Source organism: Legionella stuttgartensis, assembly GCF_977063405.2.
The window spans coordinates 461,697-477,562 of the sequence record NZ_CDRUHA020000060.1; the positions used below are offsets into that span (position 1 = coordinate 461,697).

The window sequence follows — 15,866 nt, forward strand, 5'->3', positions numbered from 1 at the left end:
TTTACGTTTAATCGAAAATGAGAAGATGTGCGTGAATTGGTATTTTAAAAGATTCCGAGAGTATTGCTGCACCTGTGATTACTGAGCGGGTTCTACCAATGTCCCCCAATAAGCCTGGGGACGTTGGTTAGAGATATTTGGATTATAGTAACTATTTTTTTATTATTCTACTGCAATTAGGGTAGATAATTCACGTAGTGCAACAAAGAAAATCGTATAATCAATGCTTGAACTGCCAAGTAACATTTCCAGCAATTTTTCCCATCGCTGTTGAATAAAAGGATTTTTTGAGAACCAGTAGGAAATTAGCTCCTCCGAATTTAGTCCTTTTTGATTGTTCATTAAAATGACAATGGTGAGGCGACGTTGCAAGTTGTCCAATTCATCACGCAAAGATAAGCGTGCCAGGCTATTCCAATGTCCTTCTCGAGAATCATTACCAATTTGGTCACGGAACCAGACCAAACTAAATCTGCTGCCTACTTTAAAATAAACTTCAGCAGTTCTTCCCAAGTCAAATTTATTTTGTGTCGCTACTTCCACTACGTTTAATACGGTATACATAGCACGAGTAGCGGCGATTTTTTTTGCGGCTTGTTCGGGCAAACCAATGTCTACAAACTGAATGACAATTTTATCAAGATATTCTTTGGTAACCCCAGCCATTAAACTGGGAATGGATTGTTCAAGTTTGGCTATAGATCGACTGTAATGGGCAATATTATTGGTAATTCCGCCAGCAAGACGTTTATGGTGCAAGAACCATCGAGTTGCCAAATTCATCAATTGTCTGACGTGATGAAGTAACTCATACTGAGTTTGTACTGTTACTTTATAATTAAGCGAATCAATTAATTGATGTAATTCATCTATCCCATATGCTTTGGCAGCGATAATATAAGCACGTGCAATGTCTGCGACTGATTGTCCCGTTTCCATTTGTAAGCGATACATAAAGGTAATACCCATACTATTCACAATCTGATTACTGAGTTGCGTGGAAATTATTTCACGTCGCAAACGATGCCTCTGCATCGATTTGGCATAGGATTTCATCAACATTGCTGGGAAACCAGTTTCCAGTATGGTTGCAAAGTAGGGATCATCAGGTAAATCAGATTTTAATAATTCACTCGTGATATAAATTTTTGTATAGGCCATTATAATCGAGAGCTCTGGACGCGTTAGGCCTTGGCCAGCAGCTTTACGTTCCAAAAGATGTTTATCATCTGGAAGAAATTCGACGGTTCTATCTAAATGGACCATGCTCTCCAATTCCTTAATATAAACCTGATATAAACCGCTGTAAGCGAGTGCGTTTATCGCAGAAAAGCTTAATACCAGCGCTTGGTTGTAATTATCTTGTAAAACCAGTTGAGCAACTTGTTCCGTCATTTTTGTAAGCAGTTGGTTGCGTTTCTTTTCGGTAAGCTTTCCTTGACTCATTTCTTTATTGAGGAGAATTTTAATATTCACCTCGTGGTCTGAGCAATTTACCCCGGCGGAATTATCAATTGAATCGGTATTAATCAGACCACCGGTAAGTGCAAACTCAACTCTTCCAAGTTGAGTAAATCCAAGATTACCGCCTTCGCCCACAATTTTGCAGCGCAGCTCATTACCGTTAATACGTAAGAATTCATTTGTTTTATCCCCTACATCAGCATTGGATTCAGTGGATGCTTTTACATAGGTACCAATACCGCCGTTGAATAGTAGATCGACAGGGGCTTTTAATATTTCCTGAATAAGTTCATTGGGCGTTAAAGAGTCAGCTTGAATATCGAGTGCTTTTTTTACTTCGGGGGTAATGGTAATGGATTTGCTTGAACGTGGATAAATACCCCCACCTTTAGAAATTAATCGAGGATTGAAATCTTCCCAAGATGAGGTGGGCAAATTAAATAGACGCTGACGTTCTTCAAAAGATTTACGACCGTCGGGATTAGGATCAAGAAATATATGGCGATGATCAAAAGCTGCAAGCAAAAGGGAATGATTGGTATAGGTTAAGCCATTACCAAATACGTCTCCACTCATGTCGCCAATTCCAACAACCGTAAAATCTTGTTTCTCAATATTAATATCTATTTCACGAAAATGCCGTTTAATGGACTCCCAGGCTCCACGCGCTGTAATCCCCATTTTTTTATGATCATAGCCCGCAGATCCTCCAGAAGCGAAGGCGTCGCCAAGCCAGAACTTGTATTCTTTTGAAATGCCATTGGCAATATCGGAAAAGGTGGCTGTTCCTTTATCAGCTGCGACAACAAGGTAGGGATCGGCATCATCATAGCAAATGGTATTCAGGGGGGAGACAACAAGGTCATCCTCAAAATTGTCTGTAAGATCCAGCAAACCTCTGATAAATGATTGGTAACACGCAATGACCTCATGTTTTATTTGCTCTCGATCAAGCAGATTGGCAGCTTTCTTTAAAATAAAACCTCCTTTTGCTCCAGAGGGTACAATAACTGAGTTTTTTACTTTTTGAGCTTTCATCAGACCAAGAACTTCAGTACGAAAGTCCTCGGGACGATCGGACCAGCGAATACCACCACGAGCTACTTTTGCGCTGCGCAGATGTATGCCCTCAAAACGTGTGGAATAGACAAATATTTCATACATGGGTTGACCGGGGGGTAAATCAGGAACTTTGGCAGAATTGAGTTTAAATGATAAATAATCTTTGGGGTTTCCATCAGCTCCTAACTGAAAATAATTGGTGCGAAGTGTTGCTTTGATTAAAGACCAGAAAAAACGGATAATATAATCCTCATCTAGACTGGTAATCGCATCAATATCGGCTCGAATTTCTTTCTCCAATTCAATCCGTTTATTTTTAATTTTGGTATTCTGTTTCAAACTAAATTTTAAACAAAATAGTTCAATGAGTTTTTTGGCAATAGGGGAATAGTTGGCGATGGTTTTTTCAATATACTGTTGGCTGAAACGAAATCCAATTTGTTGCATGTATTTGGCATAAGCACGAATGATCATTATTTCACGCCAAGATAATCCCGCACCTAAAACCAATCTGTTGAACCCATCATTTTCACAAAGACCGACATTTATTTTTATCAAGGCTTCAGTAAAATTATTTTTTACTTGATCCAGAGTCAGTAAATTAGGATAGGAATAAGATACATTAAAATCACCAATCCAAATAAATTGATTGGACTCTATGGCGATTTTATAGGGCCTTTCGGTATAAGTTCGTAATCCCATGTTTTCAATCATGGGTAAGATATCTGACAACGGAATAGAACCGCCATATCGATACAGTTTAATATGTAAAGGATGTTCACCGCGTGGTGATTCATAAAAAACAATGGCCAATGGGTTTTCTAGTGATAGTTTATCAATTTGCGAGAGATCTTCTATTGCCTCTTCAATGGTGTGTTGTTCACAATAACTCATTGATAATGCGGGAAGATATTTTTCAGCAAATTCTTTCCCCTTTTTCGTACCTAATTGTTTTCTTAATTTTTTATGCAACTGATCTTTCCATGTGTTTTCCATTTTAAATCTCACACAGTTGAGAGTTATTATTCAATAAGTATAGGACATGAAATGAATTGCATGTAATGGGTAGATTGTTCCAGATAAATGCAAATTTCCATTGTATTTCAACGAGCATAATGACAATACCCTCATTCCCTACAAACGGAATGATGGGTATAAGTATGGTCTCATTTCACTTTTATTGTGACCAACAAGCCTGTGGCGTCCTTGTGGTATTGAGTCCATTAACAGTCAAGGTTAAAGTGGCACACGAAACACCATTTTGTGTGTCATTAGCTTGGGCACCTTGGGCGGTTGCAGTAAGCGTATACCCCGTTGCGGTATTATTAGTGGCTGCCAAAGCATAGTATCCATTTTCTGTGGTAGTTACTCCGTTCCAAACATTTGCTAAAGTACCATAAGTTGTGTTTTGACCACGGTATTTTTCTTGTGCAAGTTGGATGCTGTTTAGAGTATTAATTCCTTCTGTTCGTCTAGAACGCATAACATAATTAAAGTAACTTGGCATACTAATCATTACAAGAATAGCAATGATAGCCAGGGCGATTACTAATTCAATCAATGAAAATCCCTTTTTTTTCTTGAAATTATCCATTTTAAAGGCTCTCCTTAGTTACCCTCTTTAATCTTAGACTAAACTAATAATATAAAACTAATAATATATATTACCCATTTTGAATTGATTGGTTAGTAAATGGAGTTTCTTTATGACCGTTCAAAGGATTGGCACCAATAAAATGATGGGCTTTAGTTTTCTCGAGTTATTGATTACCGTCATAATACTCGTGATCATCACGGGGATAGCTTTTCCTGCATACACCAATTTTATGAATCAAAAACGTGTGAGGACAGGAACGGAAGAGTTGTATAATTTTATAAAAATCGCGCAATCAGAGGCTCTTACTACAAAGAATACTTTTTATCTTAGTTTTAGACCAACAACATGGTGTTATGGGCTTAGTGATACAGCTCCATGTGATTGCACTGTAGTAAATAGTTGTTTGGTTAATGGCATCCAAACCATAGTACGAAGTAGTGATTATTCAGGTAATCCGGTTGCTCTTTCTATAACTGGATTTTCAGGCACAGGTTCTGCCCCTTACATTGTTTTTGACGGATTTCATGGAACAATTACTTCTGCTGGTTCTATCACCGTTAGTTTATCAGATAAATCGGCCACGATTAATGCCAACAGTATGGGGTTGGTTACTGTGTGTTCCAATACTGTTTCAGGATACCAAACATGTCCTTAATATCGAATAAGCAGCACAAGGGTTATACCCTGCTCGAAATACTCATAGGAATTAGCATAGGCTTATTCTTATTGGGAGGCAGTATCGCGATTTATATTTCTTTAATGCGTTCTTTTTACAATGTCATAGCAGTGAATAGACTTGATCAACAATTACGTTCTGCAATGAATATGATGGTTATCGAAATCCGACGAGCGGGATATTCTGCAAACGCCGCTAATGATATAGGAACCGGAACTATTACTAATCCCTTTATTGCCTCTGCTAATGATATTACGGTTCCTATAAGCAGTTGTATCTTATTCACCTATGATACCGACTCAAATGGAGCTATGCCTTCATTAAATTCAACTGGCTATGATAAACGCTTTGGGTTTAGGCTCTCGAATAATGTCTTACAAGCAAGGGCATCAACGGACTCATTCTTTGATTGTACTAACGGCAGTTGGATCAATTTAACAGATCCCAGTCAGATCCAGGTGACTAATTTAGCGTTCACTCTGACCCCTACGGTCCTCACATTAAGTAACGGAGTAAGCACACTTACGATACGAAATGTTACTGTTAGTTTAACGGGGAATTTGATTTCTGACACTTCGGCGAGCCGAACTTTTGTCCAGGAAATACGAGTACGTAACGATAAATTTCAGCCCTGAATTAGGAGGGTCTATTGTCATGAAACATCAACGGGGCTATGTCCTGCTTGCTACATCAGTGATGATTCTGCTGGGAATTGCAATAACGGCACTATTAACCAGTAAAACAGTCGATTTTGATCAAAAAATCGAAAATAACTTTTATCGCACATCCCAATCATTTATGGCTGCTGAAGCCGGTTTAGAATATGGATTAGCTTATCTTGAAGCTAATAAAACAGCCATTCTTGTTGATTCGAACAATGATGGTTTTATAAATACCTACACCAACGCTCAGATAACCAATGTTCCTTTTAGTAATAATACCAATTATACCGTCACTTATAGCAACCCGGTATATACTAATTTCAACCGCATTACAGTATCTTCGAGGGGAACTGCTGATAATAACAGTGCTTCAACTACTATCGTACAAATCATGCAGATTTATCCCTTTGTACCAACGCCTACACCCGTGCCGCTCCTTGTAAAAGATAATGTGAATTTAAGTGGTTCGCTGACTATTAGCAATACGACAACAGGAACAACTATTTGGAGTGGAGGGGATACGATTTTGAGCGGCTCGGCAAGTACAACCTCAAATGCAAGTTCTGGCTCTAATAGTGGTGGTCTGCAAACTGATGTGGTGCACAATGATTCAAGTTTAAGCAGCTTGAGCGCAGATCAATTTTTTAGTAATTTTTTTGGGACTACAAAAACTTTAGCACAACAATCTGCAGATATTACCTATACTAATAGTAGTACTACAAATTACAGTGGACTCTTACATGGAGTTGTGAGTCAATCTATTTGGATTAACCAAACAGGAGCAAGTTCTGCTACTTTCACGGGTAATGCTACGATAGGTTCTCCTACCAATCCGGTTGTCTTAGTGGTTAATGGTCCTCTGCAAGCTAATGGTACTACTACGATTTACGGTATGGTTTATATCATGGGAGATTGGAATAATAGTGGGGGGGGAACATTGGATATAATCGGAGGAGCTGTAGTAGAGGGTTCTATAACATCTACTGGTTCACCGAATATTACTTATAGCGCAACGGTCCTGAATCAATTGAACAAAGTTGGATCTTTTGTCAAAGTTCCAGGATCTTGGCGAGATTTTTAAGGATTTGATAGTTGAGGAGCGAGCGATGAGCACTCATCAATTCAACTCAACCTCTGGCAAACAGAAAGGCTTGGGATTGGTTGAAGCCATGGTTGTGACCTCGTTATTGATTTTTGGAATGGTAGCTGGCAGCAAGACCGAGGTGCATCTCATTAAAGCTAAGGCCAATACCAATCAAGATTATCTATCAACGCAATTGTTTAACCAAAAAATGGAGCAATTACGTAATTACTCCACTATTGCAGGGTATAATGGCATTACAACGGGCTCCGATGTCACCACCGAATTCGATTCAACTTTTTACCGCACCTGGACAATTACCAATAATTCTAAATATAAAAAAGTGGATCATATTGTTACCTGGACCAATTCTAATAATGAAACCTTGTCTCTGGTATCCGCCAGTTATATTAGTCAAAATGATCCGGCGCTCAGTGGTCAATTGTTTAACTCTACTTACACGACTACGAGCTTACCCGCTATAGGTTCAGGAGTTCCTAATGCAAATCCAAACCCGAACCCTCCTTCTGTTCCATCTGGAACTACCTACACGGTTACAGTTCCTAACTCTGATATTGTGCTCACTTATGATTCAAATAATAATGTCACGTTAATTAATAGTGAACACGCAGTAACGCTATCAGGAACGATTGCTCTGGGTACAGGAGGCAATGCGCCTCCTAATTCTGTTGATCTGTCTAATGTCACTATATCCGTTGATTCATCCAATTCTCAGGTTGCCACATGTTTTTACGTTGGAACTTCAGCCGCTTTTAATTGCATTATGGCTTCAAGTTGGAGTGGCCGGGTCTTGTTGGGGGGAGTGAGTAATGTCAACGTATGCACCAGTAATCAGCAACCTTATACTAATCTGCTTACTTCGTTAAATAATCAAGATTATCTGATTATTAAATCTAATAGAAACTGTCCCTCCAGTAATCCCTATTTATTGCAGTCTCTCTAAAATCGATTTAAATCTTTAGGAATGTAGGAAAACCAAGAAATAAATTGATTATTTTCTATAATTAAAAGATTCAAATAAAAACTGTAGTTGATGCGCTGTTTATGATAAAGGACACATAATATGTACACACCAATTAATTTCAATGCAGGACCTGCAACACTACCCGTACAGGTATTGGATATTATTAATAGAGATTTATTCAATTGGAACAATACAGGTGTTTCAATCCTAACGATTGGTCATCGTACTCCCCAATTTTCTGAATTAGGAGAGAGGCTGGAAGCGTCAGTACGACGTTTGCTTCATGTTCCTAATGATTTTGCTGTTCTTTTTTTACCTGGTGGTGCACAAATTCAATTCGCAATGATCGCGATGAATTTAACGCGAGGTTTTCGATGTGTCAATTATGTCGAAACAGGTTATTGGTCAGGTATGGCTATAAAAGAAGCACAAAAATACACTCAAGTACATTTGGCAGCAAGTAGTAAGGAGCAGCAATTTAAGATTATTCCTCCTGAGGAAACATGGGATCTACGACAAGATGCTGCGTTTTTACATTTCACTGATAACGAAACAATTGGTGGGATTGAATTCCCAGATGTGCCGCAAGTGAGTGATCTGGTATTAGTCAGTGATATGAGTTCCAATATTTTTTCAAGGCCGGTAGATTTTAATCGTTTAGGGTGTATTTATGCATGTGCTCAGAAGAATTTTGGTATTGCAGGCATGAGTTTGGTAATTGTCCGTCGTGATTTACTGGAGCGGGCTTTACCTGAAACACCCGCGGTATTTAATTACGCGATGCAGGATAAAAATCATTCACTTTTAGCAACGCCTACCACCTTTGCCTGGTATGTAGCATCACTTATATGTGATTGGGTTGAGCAAGAAGGTGGGGTTGCAGAGATGGAAAAACGAAGTTTGGCCAAAGCCAAATTGCTTTATACATGTATTGATGAAAGTAATTTCTATCATAATTCAGTAGCAGCTCAATATCGTTCACGGATGAATGTTCCTTTTCAACTTCCAAACCCTCATTTGGAGGAAGAGTTTTTCTTAGCAGCAAAAAAAGCAGGACTCTTGTATTTGGAGGGGCATCGCAGCGTTGGGGGTGCCAGGGCCAGTATTTACAATGCCATTAGTTTAAAAGATGTTAAAAGACTGACTGAATTTTTAAACAATTTTGCAAAAACTCGCTGAATAGATTAAATATGTTCTCGAAAAGTCAAATACTTATGTCCCAGATAGGTTGTAAAAGTGGGGAAAATCAGGCCAATTCCGTGTGCTGTTTCCAGAGTAAATGATTCAATGCCTAAATCAGGCAGGATATGATAGGCAAGGAACAAACTAACGAGCCAAACTTGTAGCATGCCGATTAGATTGACGAGGATAAAAAACATAATCGAACGTAAAAAAGTTTGCTGACTGTTCTTAAATACAAATAATCTACCAAGAGTAAAAGATACAATCATTCCGGTAATATATGCTAAGATAATAGATGTTGAAAAACTGAACTCATAGTTATAGAAAATTCTGCTGTAGAAATTAACAATAACTGCAATTGCTCCTGCGACTATGAAAGCAAGGAACTGTTTTGATTTAAAATGACGTAACACAAAACACTCCCTTCAGTTTTATCATGTATTTAAAATAATAGCCCAATTAATACAGACTTATTTCTTAAATACAGTGTTCCTATTTCGCGAGATTATTCTTTTTGAAATTATTCCAGATTTTCTTCCCTATCCAAAAAACAATCAAAAAGATACAAATCCATAATAAGAGCAATGGTAAAACATACACAAAAAAGGCGATCAAACCATAGGTAAAATTGCGTAATTGATCAATCAATGCATGATAGGAGTCAATGAATGTTTCGGTGATTTTCCATTGTTTTTGTTGTTCTGTTTGAATGATTGGGTTCATGCTTAAATTAATATTGATTAATGAATAAGCAACAGACTCTTTGAAATATTTAATTTGCCCTTGGATCACATCAATTTGTCCTTGGGTATCGCTTAATTGCTTAAATACACTCAGAACATCGGATGTGTTCGTCGCACTATTCATAATTTTTGATAATTGTTCTTTGGCTTTTTGTAAGTTGCTCAGTTGGCTTTGTAAATCGACAAATTGTTGGGTAATGTCTTCGCCAGTTACTGATTCTTGCATAACTTGGGTTGCGAGTGACTTCAATGCACTTAATGCTTTATTTAAGCCTTGAGCGGGTACTCTTATGCTGATATTCGCATTAGTATTATTAGTGGCATCATTATCTTGAGTTACATTGGAACTGACTACATAACCACCTGAGTTTTCCGCTAATTGAGTGATTTTTTCCATCGCAGAGTTAATGTTATTCACTTGCAAGGAAATATTCGCATTACGAATAATCATTCCTCGCATCACATTTTCTGAGGATTGAGTTCCAGAAGCCGGGTTTGTAGTACTCATTGCTACAGTCCCAACAGCGTAATCCGGTTTTCCAACTACCGCTGGCATGGGCGCAGGAGCTCCCCCATACATTGTCGTTCCGGCTGTGCTAAACCATTGGGCGATAAAAAATAATATAGCCAAAGAGCCAATGAAGGCTAAAAAATAGAGGATTATTTTCTTCATTATTATTTCTACTTGTTACAATGGGTCAAATAAAGTGTGGCAAAAGTTTCTTAAATTGTAAAATAATTTGGCTATTTGTTCGTGCTAAAAGTAAAGAATTTAAAACCAGCAATTTGAGCTCCATCAATTGCTGGTTTTGCTTTGATTAGGTTGGAGAGGTAAAAATTTTTATTGTTGTTTGTCACAAAAAGCGACACATACTTTATGCTCTCTGACTTCGCCGCCACACTCTGAATAACATGCTCTATAGGTCGATTCACAGTGACACGAGTTGTTACAACTGCTGCTTCGATCAAAATCAGTTACAGATTTACTAATCGGTAGGCCCATTCTTTTTTGATCTTCTTTATATTGTTTGTATTCAAACATCGCATTTTGTTGGGCTCTCATGCGACAGTTTTCATTGTCTACACGACAACTTTGTTCGCAATCATTTTTACTTTGAATGCATTGGGCAGTACACATTTTTGAAATATCTGATTTTGGCGGAACAAAACTGTATTCGGTATTATAGATGGGACCACAGGCAGTCAACATGCCAGCTAGAACTAAAATAGAAGCAATGAAGAATTTTTGAAGCATATTATCCTCTTTTGGTGAGTTATGTGAAGTAGTAGTTCTGACATGGTGGCCATATAAAATGCAGATGAGTGTCAAACAGAACAAATTTGGCGTAGTTTATTAATGCCTAATTGAAAAAGCAAGCGGGTGTTTGAGCTCGAATATCCAGGATCTTATATAAAGTATCGTTACTTTTATTAATATTTTGATATATAATTAACCAACTTTTAATCGTTCAATGATATGCTTCGCATCATCAACATCTTAATTTAAAAAAACATGGATACTTCATTTTTATTTGGCTTTTTAAGCGGGTGTTTTACTACTGCTTTAGGTGGATGGCAAGTACAAAAATTCGTGAATAATAGGAATAAAACGGAACATATAAAAAAGAAAAAAATATTGGATTTAGATGGACTTTTTAATGATTATCCTCATTTTATGAGTGTCATTAAAAATGACGTTACCAATCCTAATTGTAAAAATATAAAAGAGTTCTTTGTAGTTGATAAGGACGCGATATTGAACTCTGCTGTACCTCGATTCCGATATGAATTGTCTCCAGATATCCTCCCAGCTTTAAATAGACTGGAGGAATTAGGTTATATTGAAAAAGTACAAAATAACTGCCTGCATTATAAAATAGAAGAAGAATTTATAATGCAGCTCAAGTCAATTAATTGATACCCATTTAAGAAGTTATGGCCTGTTCAACAGACACTACACATACTTGATTTTTGGCATGCTTGTGAATTAAATATACCAATGCTGTTCCCAAAAGAGCACACAAAGGGATAAGCACTAATGCATGATGATAAGATTGAATACTGTATTGTCTTAGACCATGTTCTGTGAAACCTCCCTCCCAGTAATGATCCATTATTTTGCCTATTGCTGTATGAAAAAACGATCCACCAAACATATTGATACAGTTTAAAAAGGCTATAGTTATTCCTAAATGTTTGGGGGAAACCAGGGTAGAGCCTGCTGCAAATACAATTACTTGATAACAGCACATGAGCCCAACCGCGAAGAATAGAAGACTAAGTATCCACCAATTACTCATACAATCTGCGAGAAGCATGAAAAAAATTAAGCTCAACCCGATTCCGCATCCTCCTATAACCGCAAAATTTCCTAGTTTTTTGCTCAAAAATGCCAGTAATGGCCCACCAAATAACATGCCTATAAAGATAAATGAGACGAGGAGGGCGGCATCAGATTTAGCAAAACCATAGGCGATAGTTAAATAAGATACCCCCCAAACATCTGCAAAACCTTCCAATGCGCCAACCATGAGTAAATTGGCTAGGGCAAGAGTCCATAATATTCTTGAGGTGAATAAAACAGATAAAGAAGATAGATTTATTTCATTCGCTTTTGTGTTTTTTATATTTTTTGGAGTCCGTACAACTAAATAAACCAAAAGTCCTATGCTGATTGAGCAGAGTGCAAGTGCCTGTCCTACATGTTGACTACCGTAGGTTGTGATCAGTTGCGTTACGGGTTTGCCTCCATAGACTGCTCCTAATAACCCCACACTAAAAGAAAATCCAACCATTTGGGAGTATTGGGTACTACTGAACCATTCAGAAATAACTTTGGATACTCCTAAAAAGCCAACCGCAGAACTGGCCCCAATTAAAAATCTACTTAATAAGGCTAGATAGAAATTATGGGTTGAGGTAAAGAGTAAGGCGCCTAAGCCGCAAAGAAGAGAAAAGGTAAAAACTACTCTTTTGGCACTAAATTTTTCGAGCAATAAGGCCATAGGAATTTGCATTCCTGCATATCCATAATAATAAAATGCAGCTAAAAGACCAAAACCGGCTGCATCTATTGAGAATTGGGTCATTATTTCTTGCATCATCAATCCCGGCCAAAGACGCAAAATAAATTGAAGCGCAAAAAATGATAGTGGGAAAAACCACATGACAAATGGCAAACAATTGTTTTTCAAATTAAAAAAGTTGGTTCGAGTCACGATACCCTCCAGTATTAACAAAGCTGTTATTCTAAACACCCGATGTTCCTCCCTAGAGAGGTTCGGGGATAAGAAACAGCTAACCGCTCTAGGGTAAAGAGGGCAAAATAATAATAATGTCTACTGAAGAGGTTGTTGTCGGTAATGTGTCATGACATGGCGATACCTTTGCAGTGAACACTGCAGCGTAGCTATTGCTTTTGTTCGTATCGCGATGATTCATATTGGTAGCAGTTTGATTAAATTTTATCTATTATTGGATTAACATATCAAATTGGACTTCAATGTGTCAATTTTATTTTTTAGTGTCAATTTTAAGTTTGATTTATTGAGAAAAGTTTTAGGACTTATTGGAGGGCAATCTATGAGACGAACCGCGCTATTTCTTTTATTGATGGCCTCATATCCGGTGTTTGCAACTGATAGTACCCAATGGACTCTTTCACCAGATGGTTTGGGTCCAATTAAAATGAATATGACACTAAAGCAGGTTGAGCGTAGTACTGGGAAAACATTTGAGTCTACAAAACCCAATCTTGATCAAGCTGAAAATGAAGGATGTTTTTATGTCACTTTGAAAGGAGTGAAGAACGTATCCTTCATGGTTTCAGGTAATAAAATTGTGCGGATTAACATTAATTCCCCAGATTATCTGACATCAAAAGGCGCAAAGATTGGCGATACTGAGCCTCATGTACAAGCTCTATATAAAGGTAAGTTAATCATAGAACCACATCATTATGATCCCAAAGGTCATTATCTCACTCTTTTTGAAAAGCCTGAGAATCGTGGTATTCGATTTGAGTCGGATGGCAAAGTAATCACCTTAATCTATAGCGGCAATCATGAAGAGGTTCAGTATGTTGAGGATTGTCTTTGATCGTCCTGAAAGAAGTCAAAGTTTTTGAGACGATGCCCCTTAAAAGCTAATGTATATGTGTCTAATCTGTTGGTGTGATGTTTGCAATGTGGATCATCGCACCCCCGTCGTGTCAATTTTCAATCTCATTGACAAAAAATGAGCCTTGTCGGTACTATGTGCAGTTGCATATTCTTAAATAGGAGTTATCATGCCTAATCCGTACCATCATTTTCTTAAATTGGAATTAAATGACGAAGACCTTAACCAACTGAAAGACGCATTCTATGGCAAAAAGCCACAAAAAACTGACGATTCTTTTCTTAAATTAGAATTAAATAGCGAAGACCTTAGTGAATTAGAAGATGCTTTTTATGGTAAAAAGTCACAAGAAATGGATCCAGCGGAACATTTAATAAAGCGAAAAATAGATTCTATAAAAAAACCAGAAGATGAAAGTCAACCTTCCTTAAAAAAGAGAAAAAATTTCTATTTCTATGAACCTGACCAATATACGCAGATGCAACAAAATATGTTTAATTTAGAGCTTGATATAAATATTAATCAAGAAGATTTTGAGATAAAAAATAAAGAAGAAAAGCAAGTTTTTGCAGATCAAAATATGTTTCTTTTGAACTCTAAAACAGGAAAGGTAACTCAATATCCTCGACGCAGCGGATCAAAAGGCCCACAGCCTCATAAGCAGATGCAACAATATATGTTTGAATTGGATGTGGATATAGAGGCGAATCAAAAAGATGTTCAGACAAAAAATACAGAAGATAAGCAGATTTCTGTAGATAAAAATATGTTTCTTTGGGACTCTAAAACAGGAAATGTAATTCCACCGCAACACAATAACTCTAAAGGTCCCCAACATCGTTATATTTTTCGATTAAATTCAAAAACTGGAAAACTCACCGAACCTAAAGAAGAACAGGAACAAACTTCTTTTTCGGTTAATAAACCTTAAAAATAACTCATTGATTAATTGAAAAACAGGCTCAATTTAGCTCGAGTCTTTTTTTCAATTTTTTCAAGATACTAAATTTAATCACGGAATGCTAAGTCCTTGACGACAATAGCTTTTTAATTATAAGTTGAATTGTTGTACCTAATAAAATTGTTCACTCAAAAATAAGGGATGATAATGAAAGGGCTTATTAGAATAAGTGGTATTCTATTATTTAGTGCAAGTTGTGGAGCATATGCTCATGGATCAATGGAAATACCTATTTCAAGGTCTTACCAATGTTACAAAGAAAATCCTGAAAATCCAAAATCCGCTGCGTGTCGCGCTGCTGTTGAAGTAGGGGGGGCGCAACCGCTGTATAATTGGAATGAAATCAATCAGGCAGCAGCCAATGATCGACATCAAGATCTCATTGCTGACGGGCAATTATGCGCAGGTGGGAGAGATTTTTTTAAAGGATTTAACCTTCCTCGTGCTGATTGGACTACTACTACGATTAAACCTGACTCTAATGGTCATTTTACCTTTACTTATATCGCGACGGCACCTCATCAAACAAAGTATTTTAAATTTTATATCACTAAAGACAGTTATAACTTTAATGAGCCGTTAAAGTGGTCTGATTTAGAAGCCAGCCCATTTTGTACTATCACTAATGTAACTCTTGCTAACGGGCGTTACAAAATGGACTGCCCATTACCTACTAATATGACTGGTAAAAAAATAGTGTATGTAATATGGCAGCGATCCGATAGTCCGGAAGCATTTTATTCGTGTAGTGATGTGTTTATAGATAATGTATCTCAGCCAACCTCCTGGTTTGAATTACAAGATTTTTATGCTTCTGCGGATATTGCGGCAAACACCAAAGTGGTCTTGCGTGTGTTCAAGAATGAAGTTGAAGTCGAAAATAATAGCTTGACGGTCACTGACAGTAATAATAAGGCAACTCAATGGCCTTTGGCTTTGGGACAAATAGTCAATGCTAATTCAAATCTAGTACATATTGGCAGGTTAGATCCACAGACAGGACAAGTCGTTTTAGAGCCCGATCAAGCAAATAAAATTTATCTAAGTGATAGTGTGACCCAAAATTATCATGTGGTAATTGATTTTATTGAGCCGAACAGTCAAGTTGATTACGTCTATCCGGACGGCATCAATAATTATAAAGCAGGTACTATAGTCATGGGGCGTACTGATCATAAACGTTATCAGTGTAAACCTTGGCCTTATTCAGGATGGTGTACGCAAGCCCCACTTTATTATGAACCTGGCGTTGGTTTGGCTTGGAAAGATGCTTGGAATTTGTTGAGTAATTAATTCGTACTCAAAACTTTTTTCTAACAAGTACCGGTTGGGTT

15 protein-coding genes are annotated in these 15,866 nt (G+C 37.4%); 9 read left to right on the forward strand and 6 right to left on the reverse strand.

Annotation, left to right across the window (positions count from 1 at the left end; all coding sequences use genetic code 11):
• Positions 1–162: 162 nt before the first annotated feature.
• Entirely contained in the window at positions 163–3,522 is a 3,360-nt protein-coding gene (locus ACWTEW_RS21370; protein ID WP_454780528.1) for an NAD-glutamate dehydrogenase, read from the reverse strand.
• Positions 3,523–3,703: 181 nt separating this feature from the next.
• Positions 3,704–4,120 (reverse strand): type IV pilin protein, encoded by a 417-nt coding sequence (locus ACWTEW_RS21375; protein WP_454780529.1) that lies wholly within the window; start codon positions 4,118–4,120, stop codon positions 3,704–3,706.
• A gap of 112 nt (positions 4,121–4,232) precedes the next feature.
• On the opposite strand from ACWTEW_RS21375, the gene ACWTEW_RS21380 reads away from it, so the two are divergent.
• The 5 genes from ACWTEW_RS21380 to serC all read left to right on the forward strand — a co-directional run bounded on the left by ACWTEW_RS21380 (position 4,233) and on the right by serC (position 8,706).
• Positions 4,233–4,778: a GspH/FimT family pseudopilin gene (locus ACWTEW_RS21380; RefSeq protein WP_454780530.1), complete on the forward strand. Its 546-nt coding sequence runs from the start codon at positions 4,233–4,235 to the stop codon at positions 4,776–4,778.
• Entirely contained in the window at positions 4,769–5,434 is a 666-nt protein-coding gene (locus ACWTEW_RS21385; protein WP_454780531.1) for a prepilin-type N-terminal cleavage/methylation domain-containing protein, read from the forward strand. The genes ACWTEW_RS21380 and ACWTEW_RS21385 overlap by 10 nt, the downstream gene beginning before the upstream one ends.
• 19 nt (positions 5,435–5,453) lie before the next feature.
• Positions 5,454–6,542 carry a pilus assembly PilX family protein gene (locus ACWTEW_RS21390; protein ID WP_454780532.1) on the forward strand — a complete coding sequence of 363 codons (1,089 nt, stop codon included), beginning with the start codon at positions 5,454–5,456 and terminating at the stop codon, positions 6,540–6,542.
• 25 nt (positions 6,543–6,567) lie between these two features.
• Positions 6,568–7,506 carry a type IV pilus modification PilV family protein gene (locus tag ACWTEW_RS21395; RefSeq protein ID WP_454780533.1) on the forward strand — a complete coding sequence of 313 codons (939 nt, stop codon included), beginning with the start codon at positions 6,568–6,570 and terminating at the stop codon, positions 7,504–7,506.
• 120 nt (positions 7,507–7,626) lie between these two features.
• Positions 7,627–8,706 carry a 3-phosphoserine/phosphohydroxythreonine transaminase gene (gene serC / locus ACWTEW_RS21400; RefSeq protein ID WP_454780534.1) on the forward strand — a complete coding sequence of 360 codons (1,080 nt, stop codon included), beginning with the start codon at positions 7,627–7,629 and terminating at the stop codon, positions 8,704–8,706.
• 5 nt (positions 8,707–8,711) lie between these two features.
• On the opposite strand, the gene ACWTEW_RS21405 is transcribed toward serC, so the two are convergent.
• The 3 genes from ACWTEW_RS21405 to ACWTEW_RS21415 form a co-directional block, all read right to left on the reverse strand.
• Positions 8,712–9,122, reverse strand: a complete 411-nt coding sequence (locus ACWTEW_RS21405; protein WP_454780535.1) for a GtrA family protein — start codon at positions 9,120–9,122, stop codon at positions 8,712–8,714.
• A 79-nt stretch (positions 9,123–9,201) separates the two neighbouring features.
• A complete protein-coding gene (locus tag ACWTEW_RS21410) occupies positions 9,202–10,125 on the reverse strand; it encodes a DUF4349 domain-containing protein (RefSeq protein ID WP_454780536.1) in 924 nt (307 codons plus the stop codon).
• A gap of 168 nt (positions 10,126–10,293) precedes the next feature.
• Positions 10,294–10,707: a hypothetical protein gene (locus tag ACWTEW_RS21415; protein WP_454780537.1), complete on the reverse strand. Its 414-nt coding sequence runs from the start codon at positions 10,705–10,707 to the stop codon at positions 10,294–10,296.
• 258 nt (positions 10,708–10,965) lie between these two features.
• On the opposite strand from ACWTEW_RS21415, the gene ACWTEW_RS21420 reads away from it, so the two are divergent.
• Positions 10,966–11,370, forward strand: a complete 405-nt coding sequence (locus ACWTEW_RS21420; protein ID WP_454780538.1) for a hypothetical protein — start codon at positions 10,966–10,968, stop codon at positions 11,368–11,370.
• A gap of 7 nt (positions 11,371–11,377) precedes the next feature.
• On the opposite strand, the gene ACWTEW_RS21425 is transcribed toward ACWTEW_RS21420, so the two are convergent.
• Positions 11,378–12,670: an MFS transporter gene (locus tag ACWTEW_RS21425; protein WP_454780539.1), complete on the reverse strand. Its 1,293-nt coding sequence runs from the start codon at positions 12,668–12,670 to the stop codon at positions 11,378–11,380.
• A gap of 364 nt (positions 12,671–13,034) precedes the next feature.
• On the opposite strand from ACWTEW_RS21425, the gene ACWTEW_RS21430 reads away from it, so the two are divergent.
• The 3 genes from ACWTEW_RS21430 (at position 13,035) to ACWTEW_RS21440 (ending at position 15,825) form a co-directional block, all read left to right on the forward strand.
• A complete protein-coding gene (locus ACWTEW_RS21430) occupies positions 13,035–13,550 on the forward strand; it encodes a hypothetical protein (protein WP_454780540.1) in 516 nt (171 codons plus the stop codon).
• A gap of 190 nt (positions 13,551–13,740) precedes the next feature.
• A complete protein-coding gene (locus ACWTEW_RS21435; RefSeq protein ID WP_454780541.1) occupies positions 13,741–14,502 on the forward strand; it encodes a hypothetical protein in 762 nt (253 codons plus the stop codon).
• Positions 14,503–14,679: 177 nt separating this feature from the next.
• Positions 14,680–15,825 carry a lytic polysaccharide monooxygenase gene (locus tag ACWTEW_RS21440; protein ID WP_454780542.1) on the forward strand — a complete coding sequence of 382 codons (1,146 nt, stop codon included), beginning with the start codon at positions 14,680–14,682 and terminating at the stop codon, positions 15,823–15,825.
• The last annotated feature ends 41 nt before the right edge of the window (positions 15,826–15,866 follow it).

What these genes read in the sequence shown, in the direction of transcription:
- ACWTEW_RS21410 (WP_454780536.1), bottom strand. Translation starts at nt 10,125, where the DNA reads ATGAAGAAAATAATCCTCTATTTTTTAGCCTTCATTGGCTCTTTGGCT.
- ACWTEW_RS21380 (WP_454780530.1), top strand. Translation starts at nt 4,233, where the DNA reads ATGACCGTTCAAAGGATTGGCACCAATAAAATGATGGGCTTTAGTTTT.
- ACWTEW_RS21420 (WP_454780538.1), top strand. Translation starts at nt 10,966, where the DNA reads ATGGATACTTCATTTTTATTTGGCTTTTTAAGCGGGTGTTTTACTACT.
- ACWTEW_RS21435 (WP_454780541.1), top strand. Translation starts at nt 13,741, where the DNA reads ATGCCTAATCCGTACCATCATTTTCTTAAATTGGAATTAAATGACGAA.
- ACWTEW_RS21375 (WP_454780529.1), bottom strand. Translation starts at nt 4,120, where the DNA reads ATGGATAATTTCAAGAAAAAAAAGGGATTTTCATTGATTGAATTAGTA.
- ACWTEW_RS21430 (WP_454780540.1), top strand. Translation starts at nt 13,035, where the DNA reads ATGAGACGAACCGCGCTATTTCTTTTATTGATGGCCTCATATCCGGTG.
- ACWTEW_RS21385 (WP_454780531.1), top strand. Translation starts at nt 4,769, where the DNA reads ATGTCCTTAATATCGAATAAGCAGCACAAGGGTTATACCCTGCTCGAA.
- ACWTEW_RS21390 (WP_454780532.1), top strand. Translation starts at nt 5,454, where the DNA reads ATGAAACATCAACGGGGCTATGTCCTGCTTGCTACATCAGTGATGATT.
- ACWTEW_RS21415 (WP_454780537.1), bottom strand. Translation starts at nt 10,707, where the DNA reads ATGCTTCAAAAATTCTTCATTGCTTCTATTTTAGTTCTAGCTGGCATG.
- ACWTEW_RS21440 (WP_454780542.1), top strand. Translation starts at nt 14,680, where the DNA reads ATGAAAGGGCTTATTAGAATAAGTGGTATTCTATTATTTAGTGCAAGT.
- ACWTEW_RS21395 (WP_454780533.1), top strand. Translation starts at nt 6,568, where the DNA reads ATGAGCACTCATCAATTCAACTCAACCTCTGGCAAACAGAAAGGCTTG.
- ACWTEW_RS21370 (WP_454780528.1), bottom strand. Translation starts at nt 3,522, where the DNA reads ATGGAAAACACATGGAAAGATCAGTTGCATAAAAAATTAAGAAAACAA.
- serC (WP_454780534.1), top strand. Translation starts at nt 7,627, where the DNA reads ATGTACACACCAATTAATTTCAATGCAGGACCTGCAACACTACCCGTA.